Source organism: Salmonella enterica subsp. diarizonae (genome assembly GCF_008692785.1).
GTDB classification, from domain to species: Bacteria; Pseudomonadota; Gammaproteobacteria; order Enterobacterales; family Enterobacteriaceae; genus Salmonella; species Salmonella diarizonae.
In genome coordinates, this window is sequence record NZ_VXJV01000002.1 from 354,095 (window position 1) to 370,387 (window position 16,293).

Annotated in this window: 14 protein-coding genes and 1 pseudogene; 7 read left to right on the forward strand and 8 right to left on the reverse strand. The window is 51.2% G+C overall.

Features of this window, described 5'->3' with window-relative positions; all coding sequences use genetic code 11:
• Positions 1-133 precede the first annotated feature (133 nt).
• From fdnI to fdnG, 3 genes are read right to left on the reverse strand one after another with little or no spacing between them, the layout of a single operon-like run.
• Positions 134-790 carry a formate dehydrogenase-N subunit gamma gene (gene fdnI, locus F4V72_RS05720; RefSeq protein WP_023249391.1) on the reverse strand — a complete coding sequence of 219 codons (657 nt, stop codon included), beginning with the start codon at positions 788-790 and terminating at the stop codon, positions 134-136.
• Positions 783-1,667, reverse strand: coding sequence for a formate dehydrogenase subunit beta (gene fdxH, locus F4V72_RS05725; RefSeq protein ID WP_000061599.1), 885 nt, complete (start codon positions 1,665-1,667; stop codon positions 783-785). Before fdxH ends, fdnI begins: the two co-directional genes overlap by 8 nt.
• 13 nt (positions 1,668-1,680) lie before the next feature.
• The gene (fdnG, locus tag F4V72_RS05730; protein ID WP_077918502.1) at positions 1,681-4,728 is read right to left on the reverse strand and encodes a formate dehydrogenase-N subunit alpha; all 3,048 of its coding nucleotides are present in this window, start codon (positions 4,726-4,728) and stop codon (positions 1,681-1,683) included.
• Positions 4,729-5,005: 277 nt separating this feature from the next.
• On the opposite strand from fdnG, the gene yddG reads away from it, so the two are divergent.
• The 3 genes from yddG (at position 5,006) to F4V72_RS05745 (ending at position 8,029) form a co-directional block, all read left to right on the forward strand.
• Positions 5,006-5,887, forward strand: a complete 882-nt coding sequence (yddG, locus tag F4V72_RS05735; RefSeq protein WP_023249393.1) for an aromatic amino acid efflux DMT transporter YddG — start codon at positions 5,006-5,008, stop codon at positions 5,885-5,887.
• Positions 5,888-6,414: 527 nt separating this feature from the next.
• The gene (gene ompD, locus F4V72_RS05740; RefSeq protein WP_136058280.1) at positions 6,415-7,503 is read left to right on the forward strand and encodes a porin OmpD; all 1,089 of its coding nucleotides are present in this window, start codon (positions 6,415-6,417) and stop codon (positions 7,501-7,503) included.
• A 145-nt stretch (positions 7,504-7,648) separates the two neighbouring features.
• Positions 7,649-8,029: a GFA family protein gene (locus F4V72_RS05745; RefSeq protein ID WP_079813611.1), complete on the forward strand. Its 381-nt coding sequence runs from the start codon at positions 7,649-7,651 to the stop codon at positions 8,027-8,029.
• Between the two features lie 24 nt (positions 8,030-8,053).
• Here F4V72_RS05745 and smvA read toward each other — a convergent pair whose 3' ends face one another.
• Positions 8,054-9,541 (reverse strand): methyl viologen efflux MFS transporter SmvA, encoded by a 1,488-nt coding sequence (smvA, locus tag F4V72_RS05750; RefSeq protein WP_070804397.1) that lies wholly within the window; start codon positions 9,539-9,541, stop codon positions 8,054-8,056.
• Positions 9,542-9,658: 117 nt separating this feature from the next.
• Between smvA and F4V72_RS05755 the strand changes: the two genes are divergently transcribed.
• The 3 genes and pseudogenes from F4V72_RS05755 (at position 9,659) to F4V72_RS05765 (ending at position 11,679) form a co-directional block, all read left to right on the forward strand.
• Complete coding sequence (locus F4V72_RS05755; RefSeq protein WP_053529072.1) at positions 9,659-10,237, forward strand: TetR family transcriptional regulator; 579 nt, start codon at positions 9,659-9,661, stop codon at positions 10,235-10,237.
• 182 nt (positions 10,238-10,419) lie between these two features.
• A pseudogene (narI, locus tag F4V72_RS05760) lies at positions 10,420-10,677 on the forward strand (respiratory nitrate reductase subunit gamma); the annotation flags it as partial.
• A gap of 108 nt (positions 10,678-10,785) precedes the next feature.
• Complete coding sequence (locus tag F4V72_RS05765) at positions 10,786-11,679, forward strand: PhzF family isomerase (protein ID WP_053529070.1); 894 nt, start codon at positions 10,786-10,788, stop codon at positions 11,677-11,679.
• Positions 11,680-11,715: 36 nt separating this feature from the next.
• Here the strand turns inward: F4V72_RS05765 and nhoA are convergent, their stop codons facing one another.
• From nhoA to F4V72_RS05780, 3 genes are all read right to left on the reverse strand, one after another.
• Positions 11,716-12,561, reverse strand: coding sequence for an N-hydroxyarylamine O-acetyltransferase (gene nhoA, locus F4V72_RS05770; protein WP_053529069.1), 846 nt, complete (start codon positions 12,559-12,561; stop codon positions 11,716-11,718).
• A gap of 127 nt (positions 12,562-12,688) precedes the next feature.
• A complete protein-coding gene (gene pptA / locus F4V72_RS05775) occupies positions 12,689-12,922 on the reverse strand; it encodes a tautomerase PptA (RefSeq protein ID WP_023249401.1) in 234 nt (77 codons plus the stop codon).
• A gap of 112 nt (positions 12,923-13,034) precedes the next feature.
• A complete protein-coding gene (locus tag F4V72_RS05780) occupies positions 13,035-13,994 on the reverse strand; it encodes a hypothetical protein (RefSeq protein ID WP_053509706.1) in 960 nt (319 codons plus the stop codon).
• A gap of 384 nt (positions 13,995-14,378) precedes the next feature.
• Between F4V72_RS05780 and ansP the strand changes: the two genes are divergently transcribed.
• On the forward strand, positions 14,379-15,872 hold the full coding sequence (gene ansP / locus F4V72_RS05785) for an L-asparagine permease (RefSeq protein WP_023249403.1): 1,494 nt from the start codon (positions 14,379-14,381) through the stop codon (positions 15,870-15,872).
• A 76-nt stretch (positions 15,873-15,948) separates the two neighbouring features.
• On the opposite strand, the gene F4V72_RS05790 is transcribed toward ansP, so the two are convergent.
• Positions 15,949-16,170, reverse strand: coding sequence for a YgdI/YgdR family lipoprotein (locus F4V72_RS05790; protein WP_023249404.1), 222 nt, complete (start codon positions 16,168-16,170; stop codon positions 15,949-15,951).
• Positions 16,171-16,293 lie beyond the last annotated feature (123 nt).

The following is a 16,293-nucleotide window of genomic DNA, read 5'->3' on the forward strand; positions in this document are numbered from 1 at the left end:
CCTGAAGAGTGGTTAAATATGGCGTACCAGGCATCTGTAATCGCCAGTAGGCCTGATAAGCGCCCAGCGCCATCAGGCAGATGAAAACAAGGCGCTACCGGGATAGCGCCTTGTTTATCAGAGCGTGAAAGCATTATCGAATGCCTTCTTCGCTCTCTTTTTTCGCTTCCGCCTTCTCGATTTCACGATACCAGCGTGGATGATGTTTCTTCGCCCAGCGACGGCTGACCTTCCCTTCGATCATGCCTTTAATCGAGCCTTTCACCCAAAATGCCATATACATATGGATGAGGATCGCGTGCATTAAAATAATGCCCGCCGCCGCATGAATTAACAGGCTATAACGCACCACCTGCATTGGGAAATACTGCGCGAAATACGGACGCCAGATAATCACGCCAGTCACCAGCAGCACAAAAATCATGCTCATAATTGACCAGAACATCATCTTCTGTCCGGCATTGTATTTGCCGACATCCGCCACCTTATGCTCATTGCCTTTCAATACTTCGACAATATTTTTCAGCCACGGAATATCTTTTTTATCCGGGATGTTGTGGTGGACGAAACGCACGAACATAAACATCAGCGCGATGAAGATGGCAATACCGAAGAACGGGTGCAAAATACGTCCCATCTGCGGCGTGCCGAAGGTTTGCGTCAGCCATTGTAGCGTCGGGAAGAAAAACGAAATCCCCGATAGCGCCACCAGGAAGAAGCAGATCACCACCGTCCAGTGACAGGCGCGGTCGACAAATTTCGTGCGCACAATCATTTTCGACTTACTCATGATGATCCTCCTCATCGTCGTCCGTTTCTTTATTCGGGCCAATACCGATGTAGTGGTAAATCAGACCGGCGAAAGTGGCGATAAAGCCCGCTGCGGCCAGCGGTTTTAGCGCCCCTTTCCACAGATTGATTGAAGTATCGATCTGCGGATCTTTCGGCAAGCCGTGGTACAACTCCGGCTGATTGGCATGGTGCAGCACATACATCACGTGCGTACCGCCGACGCCCTGCGGGTTGTAGATACCGGCATGTTCAAAGCCGCGCGCTTTTAACTTCTCCACGCGTTGCTCGCCCAGTTCCAGCATCTCTTTTTTGGTGCCGAAGTGAATAGCTCCGGTCGGGCAGGTTTTGACGCAGGCCGGTTCCTGGCCCACGCTGACGCGATCGACGCAGAGCGTACATTTATAAACGCGGTTATCCTCTTTGTTGAGGCGCGGAATATTAAACGGACACCCGGCGATACAGTAACCACAGCCGATACAGTGTTCAGATTGAAAATCAACAATCCCGTTTGCGTACTGGATGATAGCCCCGGCAGATGGACAGGCTTTAAGGCAGCCCGGATCTTCACAGTGCATACAACCATCTTTACGAATCAGCCACTCCAGCTTGCCGTTCTGCTCGGTTTCGGTAAAGCGCATCACCGTCCAGGACTTGGCGCTGAGATCGGCAGGGTTATCGTACACCCCGACGCAATGGCCGACGTTATCACGAATGTCATTCCATTCAGAACAGGCCACCTGGCAGGCCTTACAGCCGACACAGGAGGAGACGTCGATCAGTTTCGCGACTTCGGCTTTGTAATCACGCGCCTGCGGAGGCGGCGTGATGGCGTTTGTTGCAGACCGTTTAATAATGTCCTGCGTTTCCATAGACATATGTTCGCCTCCCCTACGCCTTCTCGATGTTAACTAAAAACGCTTTATATTCCGGCGTTTGCGAGTTTGCATCACCGACATTTGGCGTCAGTGTATTGGCGATATAGCCTTTGCGCGCGACTCCCTCAAAGCCCCAGTGAATCGGGATACCCACCGTTTCAACCTGCTGACCGTTGACATGCAGCGTGCGAATTCGACGAGTTACCACCGCGACCGCGCGAATAAACCCGCGTTTACTGCTCACCTTCACATAGTCACCGTTAGCAATACCTTTCGCTGCCGCCAGCGTCTCACTGATCTCCACAAACTGTTCTGGCTGAGCGATAGCGTTAAGTAGCGCATGTTTGGTCCAGGTATGGAAATGCTCAGTGAGTCGGTAAGTCGTACCCACGTACGGAAACTGTTCCTTCTTACCCATGCGCAGCGCATCTTCTTCATACAGACGCGCAGCCGGGTTCGAGACCACATTCGGGTGCAGTGGGTTAGTGCCCAGCGGCGTTTCCATTGGCTCGTAGTGTTCCGGGAACGGTCCTTCCGCCATCTTATCAATAGCAAACAGACGTCCCAGCCCTTCCGGTTGCATGATAAACGGATTGGTCCCGCTACCCGGCGCCGCGTTGTTAAAGTCCGGAATATCGTTCCCCGTCCACTTCGCGCCGTTCCACTGGATCAGCATCCGTTTCGTATCCCACGGTTTGCCCTGCGGGTCCGCCGAGGCGCGGTTATACAATACGCGACGGTTTAGCGGCCACGCCCACGCCCAGCCCAGCGTATTGCCAAGTCCTGACGGGTCGGCGTTATCACGCCTGGACATCTGGTTACCCTGTTCCGTCCAGCTACCGGTATAAATCCAGCAGGAGGAGGATGTTGTACCGTCATCGCGCAGTAGGGCAAAGCTATCCAACAACTGGCCTTTCCTGGCAAGCAGAGTACCGTTGGCGTCATAGAGGTCTTCCAGCGCATAGCCGTTGTTCTCTTTCGCCACTTCTTCCGAATGCGGTTCATCCGGCTGCTTGTAGTTCCAGCTCATCTTCAGTAGTGGTTCGGCGCCTTTACCACCTTCTGCGCGATACATTTCACGCAGACGATGGTAAATACCGGCCAGAATCTCGCCGTCGTTACGCGCTTCGCCCGGCGCATCCTGACCTTTCCAGTGCCACTGTAGCCAGCGACCAGAGTTAGCGATAGAGCCATCCTCTTCCGCAAAACAGGTAGACGGCAGACGGAAGACTTCGGTCTGAATCGTTGTCGGATCGACATCATTAGATTCGCCGTGGTTCTGCCAGAACGTTGAGGTTTCAGTCACCAGCGGATCGATAACAACCAGATACTTCAGTTTGCTTAAGCTTTGCACCACTTTGTTTTTGTCCGGGAAGGACGCTACGGGATTAAAGCCCTGACAGAAATAGCCGGTGACTTTCCCGCTATCCATCATGTTGAAATATTTGATCACGTCATAGGACTGATCCCACTTAGGCAGCCAGGCAAAGCCCCACTCATTCTCTTTCTGCGCCGCATCGCCATAGAAAGATTTCATCAGGCTGACGAAGAACTTAGGATAATTACCCCAGTAGTTGACCTGATCGGCCAGCGTCGCTTTAGGGGTATTCGCTGCCAGATAAGTTCGCAGATCGGTCTGTTTTTCCGACGGCAGCGTCAGATAACCAGGCAGGCTGGTGGAGAGCAACCCTAAATCCGTTAAGCCCTGAATATTAGAGTGGCCGCGCAAGGCGTTCACACCGCCGCCAGCCATCCCCATATTGCCGAGCAACAATTGGATCATCGCCATGGTACGGATGTTTTGCGCCCCGACGGTATGTTGCGTCCAGCCCAGCGCATACAGGAAAGTGGTAGTGCGATCCGGAACACTGGTAGAAGCCAACACCTCACACACTTTCAGGAAGTCCGCTTTCGGCGTACCGCAGATGTTTTCCACGACTTCCGGCGTATAGCGCGAAACGTGCTGTTTCAGCAGATTCCACACACAACGTGGGTGCGTCAACGTTTCATCACGTTTGGCATAGCCGTTTTCATCGAACTGGTAGTTCCAGGAGGATTTATCGTACTGACGCTTTTGGGCGTCATAGCCGCTGAAAAGGCCGTCATCAAAGGCAAAATCATCCCGCACCAGCAGGCTGGCGTTGGTGTAATGCTTAACGTATTCAGCGTTGATTTTGTTATTTTCGATCAGGTACAGCAAAACGCCGGACAGGAAGGTAATGTCCGTACCGGAACGTATTGGCGCATAGATATCCGCCACCGACGCCGTACGCGTAAAGCGTGGATCAACGACAATCAGTGTCGCATCGTTATTATTTTTCGCTTCCATCGCCCAGCGGAAACCCACCGGATGCGCTTCTGCGGCATTGCCGCCCATCACCATCACGACGTTAGCGTTTTTAATATCCACCCAGTGGTTGGTCATCGCACCGCGACCAAATGTTGGAGCAAGACTTGCTACCGTTGGTCCGTGTCAGACGCGCGCCTGGTTGTCTACCGCCAGCATGCCGAGAGAACGCACAAACTTCTGCGTCAGCATACCCGTTTCATTGCTGGCCGCTGAGGCGCACAGCATCCCGGTGGAGAGCCAGCGGTTAACCGTGATGCCCTGCTCATTCTTTTCAATAAAATTGGCATCACGGTCGGCTTTCATTAATTTGGCAATCCGCGTGAAAGCGTCATCCCAGCTAATGCGTTGCCACTTGTCGGACCCCGGCGCGCGGTATTCCGGATAGCGTAGACGATCTTCACTGTGAACATAGTCGAGCAAACCGGCCCCTTTCGGACACAGTGCGCCACGGCTTACCGGATGGTCCGGATCGCCTTCAATATGGTAAATCGCTTCTTTCGCGTTTTTTGCCCCATCGCCCAGGCTATACATTAATAGCCCACAACCTACGGAACAGTATGTGCAGGAGTTACGAATCTCTTTCGCGCGCAACAGCTTATAGTTTCGCGCCTGAGCCAAGGCCATTTTAGGTGTAAAACCCAGCGCGGCCACCGTTGTTCCCGCCATACCGCCCGCGCAGATTTTAAAAAATTGTCTGCGGCTGACGTCCATTGTTTTCCTCTTTTTTCCAGGGATGCACACATCCATCGAACTGCATCAAGACCTCAATCCAGGATGCGCGTATAACTTCGCGAGGAAACTAACAGTAAAATCGATAACTTTTTTGCGTCAAATCAATATTGAAACGGTTCCGCTACTAAATAGCCCTATTTTTAAAGCGCAATAACTCCAGGGAGGTACTAAAAAATGACGCGGCATGGTATCACCCTCGGGAAAAGTGCTATAAGTGGCAGCTTATTTAGCGCGGTATTCAGGACAGTAACAAAGCATGACATCACAAAAAGCAACGCTAATAGGGCTTGTCGCCATCGTTCTGTGGAGCACGATGGTTGGGTTAATTCGCGGCGTCAGCGAAGGTCTCGGGCCGGTAGGCGGCGCGGCCATGATCTATTCGTTAAGCGGCCTGCTGCTGATTTTTACTGTCGGATTACCTGATATCCGTCGTTTCCCGGGTCGATACCTCATCGCAGGCAGCGTATTGTTTGTCAGTTACGAAATATGCCTGGCGCTTTCTCTCGGTTATGCCGCCACTCGCCATCAGGCTATCGAAGTAGGCATGGTTAACTATTTATGGCCCAGCCTGACTATTCTGTTTGCCATTCTTTTTAATGGACAAAAAACTAACTGGCTTATTGTTCCAGGATTACTTATCGCACTTGCTGGCGTTTGCTGGGTTCTTGGAGGTGAGAATGGTCTTAATCCAGGAGAAATTGTCAGCAATGTCGCCAGCAGTCCGCTAAGTTATTTACTGGCATTTCTTGGTGCGTTTATATGGGCGACGTACTGCACAGTCACAAATAAATATGCGCGTGGTTTTAACGGTATCACCGTCTTTGTGTTACTCACCGCCGTGGCGCTGTGGTTCCACTATTTTCTTACGCCGCAACCTGCCATGATATTTAGCCTGCCAGTGATTGCTAAACTTTTTACCGCGGCATTAACGTTAGGATTTGCCTATGCGGCATGGAATGTGGGTATACTTCATGGCAATGTCACTATCATGGCCGTAGGGTCTTATTTTACGCCAGTCATGTCCTCTGCTCTGGCTGCGCTGTTACTCAGCTCACCGCTGTCATTCTCTTTCTGGCAAGGCGCAGTCATGGTATGCGTAGGCTCGCTACTTTGTTGGCTGGCAACGCGCCGGGGCTGATAGCGACAGGCGGGCCGATGTTGATATAAAATCGACCCGCTGCAACTTGACACCCTTCATAACACAACTACGCTTTTATCTATATTGCCTGTTTCATTTGACGGTTTTGCTATTTTTTAAGTGCTAACCTTGCGCCGTACCAGGATTGCGCTGGAAAAAAATACAAATTTTACAAAATGGTTAAACATGTTAATATAATGATATCGATATGATAAAATATATAGTTAGCGCTGATTAACAACGGTATTAGTGCATATAATAATCAGTTGTTACTACCAAAAATAAAACCATAAACAGACCAATAATCCCGCCCGAAAATATATTTTACAAGACAGTTCCTATTTAAATTAATTCTCTCAGATGTATTAAGGCGATCTGGATCACACAAATTAAAATAATTTGTAATCTTATGAAACTTATTATTGAACTTATACCACTCCGTCATTTAAAAATAGTCTGCCATTGACAAACGCCTCGTTTAACAATGGTTGAGGAAACTCGCTAAGAAAATTATAAGGACTATTAAAATGAAACTTAAGTTAGTGGCAGTGGCAGTGACTTCCCTGTTGGCAGCAGGCGTAGTAAACGCAGCCGAGGTATATAACAAAGACGGTAATAAACTGGATCTGTACGGTAAAGTTCATGCTCAGCATTATTTCTCTGATGATAATGCGAGTGATGGTGACAAAACTTACGCGCGTCTGGGCTTTAAAGGCGAAACGCAGATCAACGATCAGTTAACCGGTTTTGGTCAGTGGGAATATGAATTCAAAGGCAGCCGTACTGAAAGCCAGGGCGCTGACAAAGACAAAACCCGTCTGGCGTTTGCTGGTCTGAAATTCGCTGACTACGGTTCTTTCGACTATGGTCGTAACTATGGCGTTGCTTACGACATCGGCGCATGGACCGACGTTCTGCCAGAATTCGGCGGCGACACCTGGACACAAACTGACGTCTTCATGACTGGCCGTACTACTGGTGTTGCAACCTACCGTAACACTGACTTCTTCGGCCTGGTTGAAGGTCTGAACTTCGCCGCGCAGTACCAGGGCAAAAATGACCGTGACGGCGCGTATGAAGCTAACGGCGACGGTTTTGGTCTCTCCGCAACGTATGAGTACGAAGGTTTTGGCGTAGGTGCGACCTATGCGAAGTCTGACCGTACTAACACCCAGGTTAAGGCTGCGAGCAACCTCAATGCCGCGGGTAAAAATGCTGAAGTCTGGGCAGCCGGTCTGAAATATGATGCGAACAACATCTATCTGGCGACCACTTACTCCGAAACGCTGAACATGACCACCTTCGGTGAAGATTTAGCTGGTGACGCGTTTATCGCGAACAAAACCCAGAACTTTGAAGCGGTTGCTCAGTATCAGTTCGACTTCGGTCTGCGTCCGTCCATCGCGTACCTGAAATCCAAAGGTAAAAACCTGGGTACTTACGGCGACCAGGATCTGGTTGAGTACATCGATGTCGGCGCAACCTACTACTTCAACAAAAACATGTCCACCTTCGTTGATTACAAAATCAACCTGCTGGACGACAGCGATTTCACCAAAGCGGCTAAAGTGTCTACCGACAACATCGTTGCTGTTGGTCTGAACTACCAGTTCTAATCCTGCATGATGTAATGAAGTCCAGGCCAGCCCATGATGGGCTGGCTTTTTCTCATGATGTTGAACCGGTCATAAGGAGTATGCCGTGCAAACGTTCACAGGACGTTGCCTTTGCGGGCGGAGCCATTTTACCGTTAACGTCGAAATACTCGATGTCTATGCCTGCCACTGCACGCTGTGTCAAAAATGGTCGGGCGGAATAGCCATGTATCTGGAAGCCTGCGGGCAACCACAGCTAGCCCCCCTTTCCCCGGAACCACCACACTTTTCATCCTCTTCGCGCGGCGAACGCTACTTCTGTTCCGGCTGCGGGTGTCCGCTGTGGTTTCGGCTTACCGATACCGATCGCTATTTTATTCCCTGGACCTTACTGGAACTGAACGAAGTTGATCGTCGTCGGCTGATTCTGGCTGCGGAAATTTATACCGAAACCCAACCTGCCTTCTGGCGACTGACGGGGCAATACGCACGCCTCAGCGGTAAAGAAGTTGAGGAAATGGACTACCCCTGCCAGTTAGCGCATTAAGCACTTATCTCACCAGGCTTTATGTTATCGGCGTTGGGCCTTTGCCAGGCTGAACCACATCCCTACCGCCAGTAAAAGAAGCATACTTCCGGCGCTGCTTAACGCCACGCTATGCGACCAGATAAAGGCTTGTCTGGCGGCGTCCAGTATTGCCTGCCCCAGTGTCGGCGGCAGGCTATTCGCCAACTGCACCGCTTCCCCCATTGAAGATGACGCTCTGATAATCTCTTGCGCCTCAAGCCCGGCAGGCAGACGGATAGAGGCGGAGAAGCTACGGCTTAGTAGCAGACCGAAAATAGCGATGCCCAGTCCCGCGCCCAGTTCATAAGCCATCGTTTCTATAGCGCCGGCCGCCGCCGCTTTTTCTGCCGGCGCAGCGGCCATAATTGCCGATGTGGAAGCCAGTAATGCGCTGGCGGCGCTAAATCCCAGCAGCGCCATCAGCCCCCAGGCCTGCCATTGTTGGGTGCTGAAATCCGTCATCGCCAGGCCATAAAAACTCAGCGCGCTTAACGCTATTCCGCCCGTCGCGACCAGCCGTAGTCCCAGACGCGAGACCAGCGCGCCCGCAATCGGCCCGCTGAATCCGCTGGCGACCATCACCGGCAGCATAAATACCCCGGCCTCATAGGGCGATAGCCCGTGGACAAACTGTAACTCTTGCGCCATCAGTAGCTCAAAGCCCACCAGAGTGATCATCGCGGTCATTGCCATCACGACGCCGCTCAGGATAATGCGATGGGTAAACAGTCGCATATCAATCATCGGACGCGATGTCGCAAGCTGTGTGCGGATAAAGAGTCCCAGTAGCAACGCGCCGATAAGTAAGGTCAGCGAGATTACCCCCAGCGATAAATGCCCTTTCAGCGCAGTTTTAGCGCTATAGACCAACAGCAAAATGGCAATAATCAGCATCACCGCATGGCCAAGATTGAGCGGTTGATCGCGACGGCCCGCCTGACGAGGAACATAGCGGGCGGTTAAGCCCATGACGACCAGCACAATCGGCACGTTGATCAGGAAAACCGATCCCCAGTAAAAATGCTCCAGTAATATGCCGCCGATGAGCGGCCCAAACGCCGCTCCGCCCGAACCTACCGCTGCCCAGACGCCCAGCGCCATGTTGCGATGCTTCTCTTCGGAAAAGGTGGCGCGTATCCCGGCCAGCGTCGCCGGTACAATCATTGCCGCGCCGATAGCCAGTAATACCCTGGTGGCAATAAGCCAACTGGCGGTATGCGAAAACGCCGCCGCCAATGACGCCAGGCCAAAGAGCGTTCCGCCCAGCATCAGCAGACGTTTAAAACCGATACGATCGCCAAGCGCGCCCATCGGTAGCACCATGCCTGCCATGACCAAAGAATAAATATCAATGATCCACAGTAGCTCGTTGCCGCTGGCGCCCAGCGTCATACTTAATGTCGGCGCGGCGACATGCAGGACCGTGGCATCAATGGCGACAGGAATATAGACCAGTACAATAATGACTAACGTTAACCACTGACGAAACATAAATCTCCCTTCAAAAAATCAAATTTGGACACCTGTCCAGTTTCAGGATCGTACGGTAAGTTGAACGAATGTCCAGCTTTTTGTTACACTGCGCGCATTGGCTAATGTGGGGAAAATATGAGTTACCTTAACCGGGATGAACGCCGCGAAGTGATCCTGCAAGCGGCGATGCGCGTGGCGCTGGCAGAGGGTTTTGCTGCCATGACGGTGCGACGGATCGCGTCAGAAGCCGATGTCGCCGCCGGACAAGTGCATCACCACTTCAGCTCGGCGGGCGAGCTTAAAGCGCTGGCCTTTGTCCATTTGATCCGTACCCTACTTGATGCCGGACAAGTTCCGCCGCCCGCCACCTGGCGTGAACGGCTTCATGCCATGCTGGGTAGCGAAGACGGCGGCTTTGAGCCTTACATTAAATTGTGGCGAGAGGCGCAAATTCTGGCTGACCGGGATCCGTATATCAGGGATGCTTATCTCCTTACGATGCAGATGTGGCATGAGGAAACGGTCGCTATTATCAAGCAGGGCAAACAGGCAGGTGAATTTACCTTTACGTCTAACGCCACGGATATCGCCTGGCGGCTTATCGCACTGGTGTGCGGGCTGGACGGTATGTATGTGCTGGGTATTCCGGAGATGGCCGATCCCGCGTTTGAATATCATCTGGATCGTATGATTACGCTTGAACTCTTTGCGTAAAGTTACAAAAAGTGTAATAAATTAACTTTTAATCTACAAGTGGTAACAATTAAGAAACACCATATCTCTTCTTCGCGCTGGCCTATTTTTTTATCTATTCTTTCACTCAACATTCTAAAAAAACTTCAATAAGTTCTCAAAAGAGCGCGTAACGCTCTGTCTCTTTTTTTGTGTTTTACTGCCTGAACACCATTCCGTTTTCGGCGCAATATCCGGATGGCAGCGAAATGATGAAGCTGGTGAGCTGGGCGCAAAGTATTGTTACCTTCCGTGGTGGGTCTTCGGAAATGCTGAGCGGTGTGGCGTTTGTTTTCCGCGTCCATCTGGTACCAGGAATGGCTATTTTTCTGCTCTTCCCGTTCACCCGTCTGGTCCATGTCTGGAGCGCGTCGTTTGAGTATTTCACCCGCCGCTACCCGATTGTTCGTACCCGCCGCTAATTCTCTTTGCCCGGAGGGCGCACGCTTACCGGGCAAAGAAAAACGCCTGTGCGTCGTCATTCGGCAACGCACAGGCTATGATGACTCTTCAGTCAAAGGAGAACATCAATGAAACCGCAGATTTATCATGTTGACGCCTTCACCAGCGAACCCTTTCGCGGCAACTCTGCCGGCGTTGTCTTACATGCGGATACACTAAGCGACGCGCAGATGCAACTAATTGCCCGTGAACTTCGTCACTCGGAAACCGCCTTTTTGCTAAAAAGCGAAGAGAGCGATGTACGCATACGCTACTTTACACCGACAGTAGAAGTCCCCATCTGTGGTCATGCCACCGTGGCCGCGCATTATGTTCGGGCAACGGTACTGGGGTTGGGAAACACCACCGTCTGGCAAACCTCGTTAGCGGGTCGTCATCGCGTTGAAATTCATGCCGAATACAACGACTATCGCATCACGCTGGAACAAGGTAAGCCTTCTTTTGAACTACCGTTTGTCGGAGAGATTCGGGCTGCCATCATCGCCGCGCTGAACCTTACTGAAGATGATATCGTGCCGGGAGCGCCAATTCAGGTGGCTTCAACCGGACACGCAAAAGTGATGATTCTGCTCAAACCAGACGTTGATATTGATGCCCTTTCTCCGGATCTGGCAGCCCTGATGGCAATTGGCCAGCAAATTGGCTGTAACGGCTTTTTTCCTTTCCAGATTCGTCCGGGAAAAAACGAAACCGATGGGCGAATGTTTTCCCCGGCAATGGGGATTGTGGAAGATCCGGTAACGGGAAATGCCAATGGCCCGATGGCAGCATGGCTCGTCCATCATGGCCTGATGGCGCATGACGGTAAAACGCTGCAGATTAAAGGCCATCAGGGGCGCGCTTTAGGCAAAGATGGTACTATTGATATCACCGTCGCCATTCGCGATAACCAGCCGGAAAACGTCACCATCTCCGGTCAGGCGGTCATTCTGTTTCATGCCGAATGGGCCATTAATTTTTAATCTTTGTCAGGCCAGCTAACCCTCGGCGGCAAAAAATTATTTTCCTGCCTCCGGATGGGTATCAAATCCAGCCATTACCGCAGTCAGCTCCGCCTCGGTAAAACCGTGCTTTGCATCATTTACTCCGAGACCAAACTGCTGCTGAAGTAACTGATACAACGACGGCACATCCGGTACATTGACCTGTTCAACGGCATGTCCCTGGTGGTAACGCGTGAAGTGGAAATTCGTTAATGTCAGCTTGCCGCCATCAGGCAAATGGCGGCACATCAATAAATGATGACGAAAATGGGATTGCGGCCAGTGAGCCGACCAGAAATTGCCCATCACGTGATCGCTCTGCTGTTGCGCCCCCAGATCAAAACAGTACATTGACTGCCAGTGCTCATGGTGGCGGAATTGTAAAATCCATGTGCTCCCCTCCTGCATCAGGCGGTAGTCGCCATGCGGCGTCTGCTGGGCAATTTCGGCCTGCAGACGAAGTGGCGCGGTTAGCGTTTGGCCGCCAAAACCCACGTCAGCGATCCACTGCTCGCCCTCAACATCAATCAGCAGCAAACGGTGCGTGCGCGGCGGTAAAGTGGCGGGATTAGACAGAATTACCCGCCCCAATAAGCTTCGGACGTTAAAACCAATGTCGCGTAGTGCGCGTTCAAGCAGGCCATTCTGTTCAAAACAGTATCCACCGCGTCGGGCATGAAGCAGTTTCTCTTCTAATGCTGTCTCATCAAGCTGTATTTCACGAGGTAGTAGTACATCCAGATTTTCAAAAGGAATGGCGCAGTTGTGCGCTAAGTGAAGCGTTCTAAGCGTTTCAACCGTAGGAACGGTCAACGGCTGACAATTTAACCGCGTAAAATAAGCATGTAAAAAAGAGGTCATCTGAGGCTTCCATTAAGGTATTCCACGTTGAGTCCCCCATCTCAGCGCTGGGGACTCATGGCATTGCGGCGTACAAACGGCAATTAGGTTCTGCTAACACACCGCTAAAACAGCGCGACGAGATAGACTATTTCGACATCGTGTAACCGGGTTTTTTAATTAGCGTTTCCATCTGCGGGGCGATTTCGGTATCCCATACCGCCTGCCACTCTTCGGGCGGTACGTGGTTAAGCGCTACGCTAATGGAACTCTCTTTGCTTTGCAAATGGCGGATGATGACATCGGTAATGTCGGCGGCCAGCGCCAATTTTGCTTCGTCGGTCAGATCGCGGGGAAAACATTTGATATCAACGTGGGGCATAATGATGTTCCTGTGAACAATAGGACGTTAACATTACCTTACCCGTTGATGGGTGTATAGAAGGCAGGGGGAATTACAGCACACCCCGTAAAAGACGAGGCGTGCCAATGAGTTAACCTGGATCTAGACGAGACGAGTCTTCCTCCCTCAGCAGTGGAATCGTCGACATGATGGAACTGGCATCGTCAGCAGGTCTTACCCCTGTTGCAATAGCGCTTCTGGCAACGTCAATGATTCTCTCTTCCAGCGGTTTAAACGTCTCATTTGTTGAGTCAAGGGCAGTAAATATTCTCTCAAACTCCTCAGAAAACTGGACAAAATTGCCCTCAATGGTAATGTCCTCTTGGGTGGCCTCGTTTGTAAGTATTACCTTTATCTGCTCCGTTACCGGGTCCGGAAATTCTATAAACTCAAGAGGGTACTGTTCGCCTGCCTCTTCGCATACGGTCATTCTCACAGTGGTTTTACCTTCAGCCGCAGCCTGGCTTAATTGCCTATGTATGTTATACATACTTCTGACATATAAGTTCTCACCATAGAACTGCGGCTCCGGACCGTTTATAATTGGCGCTATTTTGAAGGCGTTCATTTCTGAAAATGCCGCCAGAGTCTTATAACTTTCGCTAAGAGCATATAATCCTGGCGCTGTTTCAAATTCCTGTTCCAGCTTTACGCAGATCTCTTTGAACGTACCGGGAACCTCATCCGTGTGGTTGTCGTCGGATATTCTTACTACCGACTCGCCATTGGGGCCGACAGAAATTTCTTCCAGTCGCAACTGGCCGCCGCTTTTAAGATTACATTCCACCGTCTTTTTTTGTAACGCAGACGCGGCCATGAGATTAGCGTGTATACCCTCTGCATTAGCACAGAACTCGGCAACTTTAGGTCGAACATTACAATAATGCTCAATCAAGCGAAAAATTCCATAGCCAATTCCCAGCGTGAATACGCCCACCATTCCCTTGGCGAATTTAGTCGCCAGCTTATTTTCATAGTTTCCCGCAGCCTGAGGAAGATTCGTTTCTGCTTTAAATGCCCGCGCGTAGGTTCCAGCTGATGTTAATGGCATCGTAATACTCCGTTGTCAGTTCATGTTTATGCCATAGTGACCTTTAGACGATGGTGGAAACTTTCAAATAATGCCCAGGTCGTGTGCAAGGTTTAACACGGGTTATTTAGGGCGCGACACGCCAGCCATAAGTTTATAATGTCGTCTCTGCTGGCTGAATCGTGACCGCTTTACACCACCTCTGACCACACAAATAGACTCGACATCCTCATTTTGTCCTTTTCGTATATTTTGCGTCATTTAACAATTGCAGGTAGGATGCACCGCCGGCGGTTTTAACAGAATAAGGGAAAAACCGTATTCGCCATTGCAGGTAATCGATTGGTTAGCACCCGTCGCGGCATAAGGGATTTTTCTGTCAGACAGGCCATAACAGGTAACGTAATGAAAACACAGACTACGCACGCCGCAGAGCAACATGCGGCGAAACGACGCTGGCTGAACGCCCATGAAGAGGGGTATCACAAAGCGATGGGAAATCGCCAGGTTCAGATGATTGCTATCGGCGGCGCGATTGGCACCGGATTATTTTTAGGCGCAGGCGCCCGATTGCAAATGGCCGGACCGGCACTGGCGCTGGTCTATCTAGTGTGCGGTATTTTTTCTTTTTTCATTTTACGCGCGCTGGGCGAACTGGTATTGCATCGCCCTTCCAGCGGGAGCTTCGTCTCCTACGCCCGTGAGTTTTTGGGTGAAAAAGCGGCCTACGTCGCAGGTTGGATGTACTTTATTAACTGGGCGATGACCGGGATCGTCGATATCACCGCCGTGGCGTTATATATGCACTACTGGGGCGCATTTGGCGACGTTCCGCAATGGGTGTTCGCGCTCGGCGCGTTAGCCATTGTCGGTACCATGAATATGATCGGCGTAAAATGGTTTGCCGAAATGGAGTTCTGGTTCGCGCTGATAAAAGTACTCGCGATTGTTATCTTCCTGGTGGTGGGCACGATTTTTCTCGGCACCGGTCAACCGCTTGATGGCAATGCCACCGGTTTCTACCTGATTACAGATAATGGCGGATTGTTCCCGCACGGCCTGTTGCCCGCGCTGGTACTGATTCAGGGCGTGGTGTTTGCCTTTGCTTCGATTGAGCTGGTCGGTACTGCCGCCGGCGAGTGCAAAGATCCACAGACGATGGTGCCGAAAGCCATCAATAGCGTGATCTGGCGTATCGGTCTGTTCTATGTGGGATCGGTCGTACTGCTGGTTTTACTGCTGCCGTGGAACGCCTATCAGGCGGGACAAAGTCCGTTTGTCACCTTCTTTTCTAAACTTGGCGTGCCTTATATTGGCAGCATTATGAATATCGTGGTGTTAACCGCCGCGCTTTCCAGCCTGAACTCCGGCCTTTACTGTACGGGGCGAATTTTACGCTCAATGTCGATGGGGGGGTCCGCACCGAAATTCATGGCGAAAATGAGCCGTCAGCATGTGCCCTATGCAGGTATTCTGGCGACTCTGGTAGTTTACGTGGTCGGCGTGTTCCTGAATTACCTCGTCCCCTCCCGCGTGTTCGAGATCGTTCTTAATTTTGCCTCGCTCGGCATTATCGCGTCGTGGGCGTTTATCATGGTGTGCCAGATGCGTTTACGCCAGGCGATAAAAGAAGGTAAAGCCGCAGACGTCAGTTTTAAACTGCCCGGCGCGCCTTTTACCTCCTGGCTAACGCTGCTGTTTTTGTTAAGCGTGCTGGTACTCATGGCGTTTGACTACCCGAATGGAACTTACACTATCGCCTCGTTGCCGCTGATCGCCATTCTGCTGGTCGCCGGCTGGTTTGGCGTGCGCCGTCGCGTGGCGGAGATCCATCGCACTGCGCCAGTGACTGCGGATTCGACAGTGAGTGTCGTATTGAAAGAAGAGGCCGCGACATAACATTACCCTTCCCCGGCAGCGCCAGACCTGCCGGGGTTAATGCTCGTTGCCACCAACACCGCATCGCGCCCAATGGTTAGTCAGCCTTAATCAACTGCGCCACATCATTGCTGTTAATTTCCCGCTGGTTACCCTCCTGATCGGTATAACGAGTCATTCCCGTCTCTTTATCTAATTGCGGCTTACCCTGAGTTACGATCGTTTGCCCATTCTTCGTCGTCATCACATAGTTGGTTGTGCAACCCGCAAGCATAAAAAACATCATGCCCAAACCTGAGCATATAAATAATTTTTTCATATTTCTCTCGTGAATATAATGAGTTAACTACAACAAAAGGCAGTGTAATTCTCACAGAATCATCAGGCTATCAGCGGGGTGTAACGAGGCGTATCGGTGCGTTTAAAGAGATGACTGGAGGGG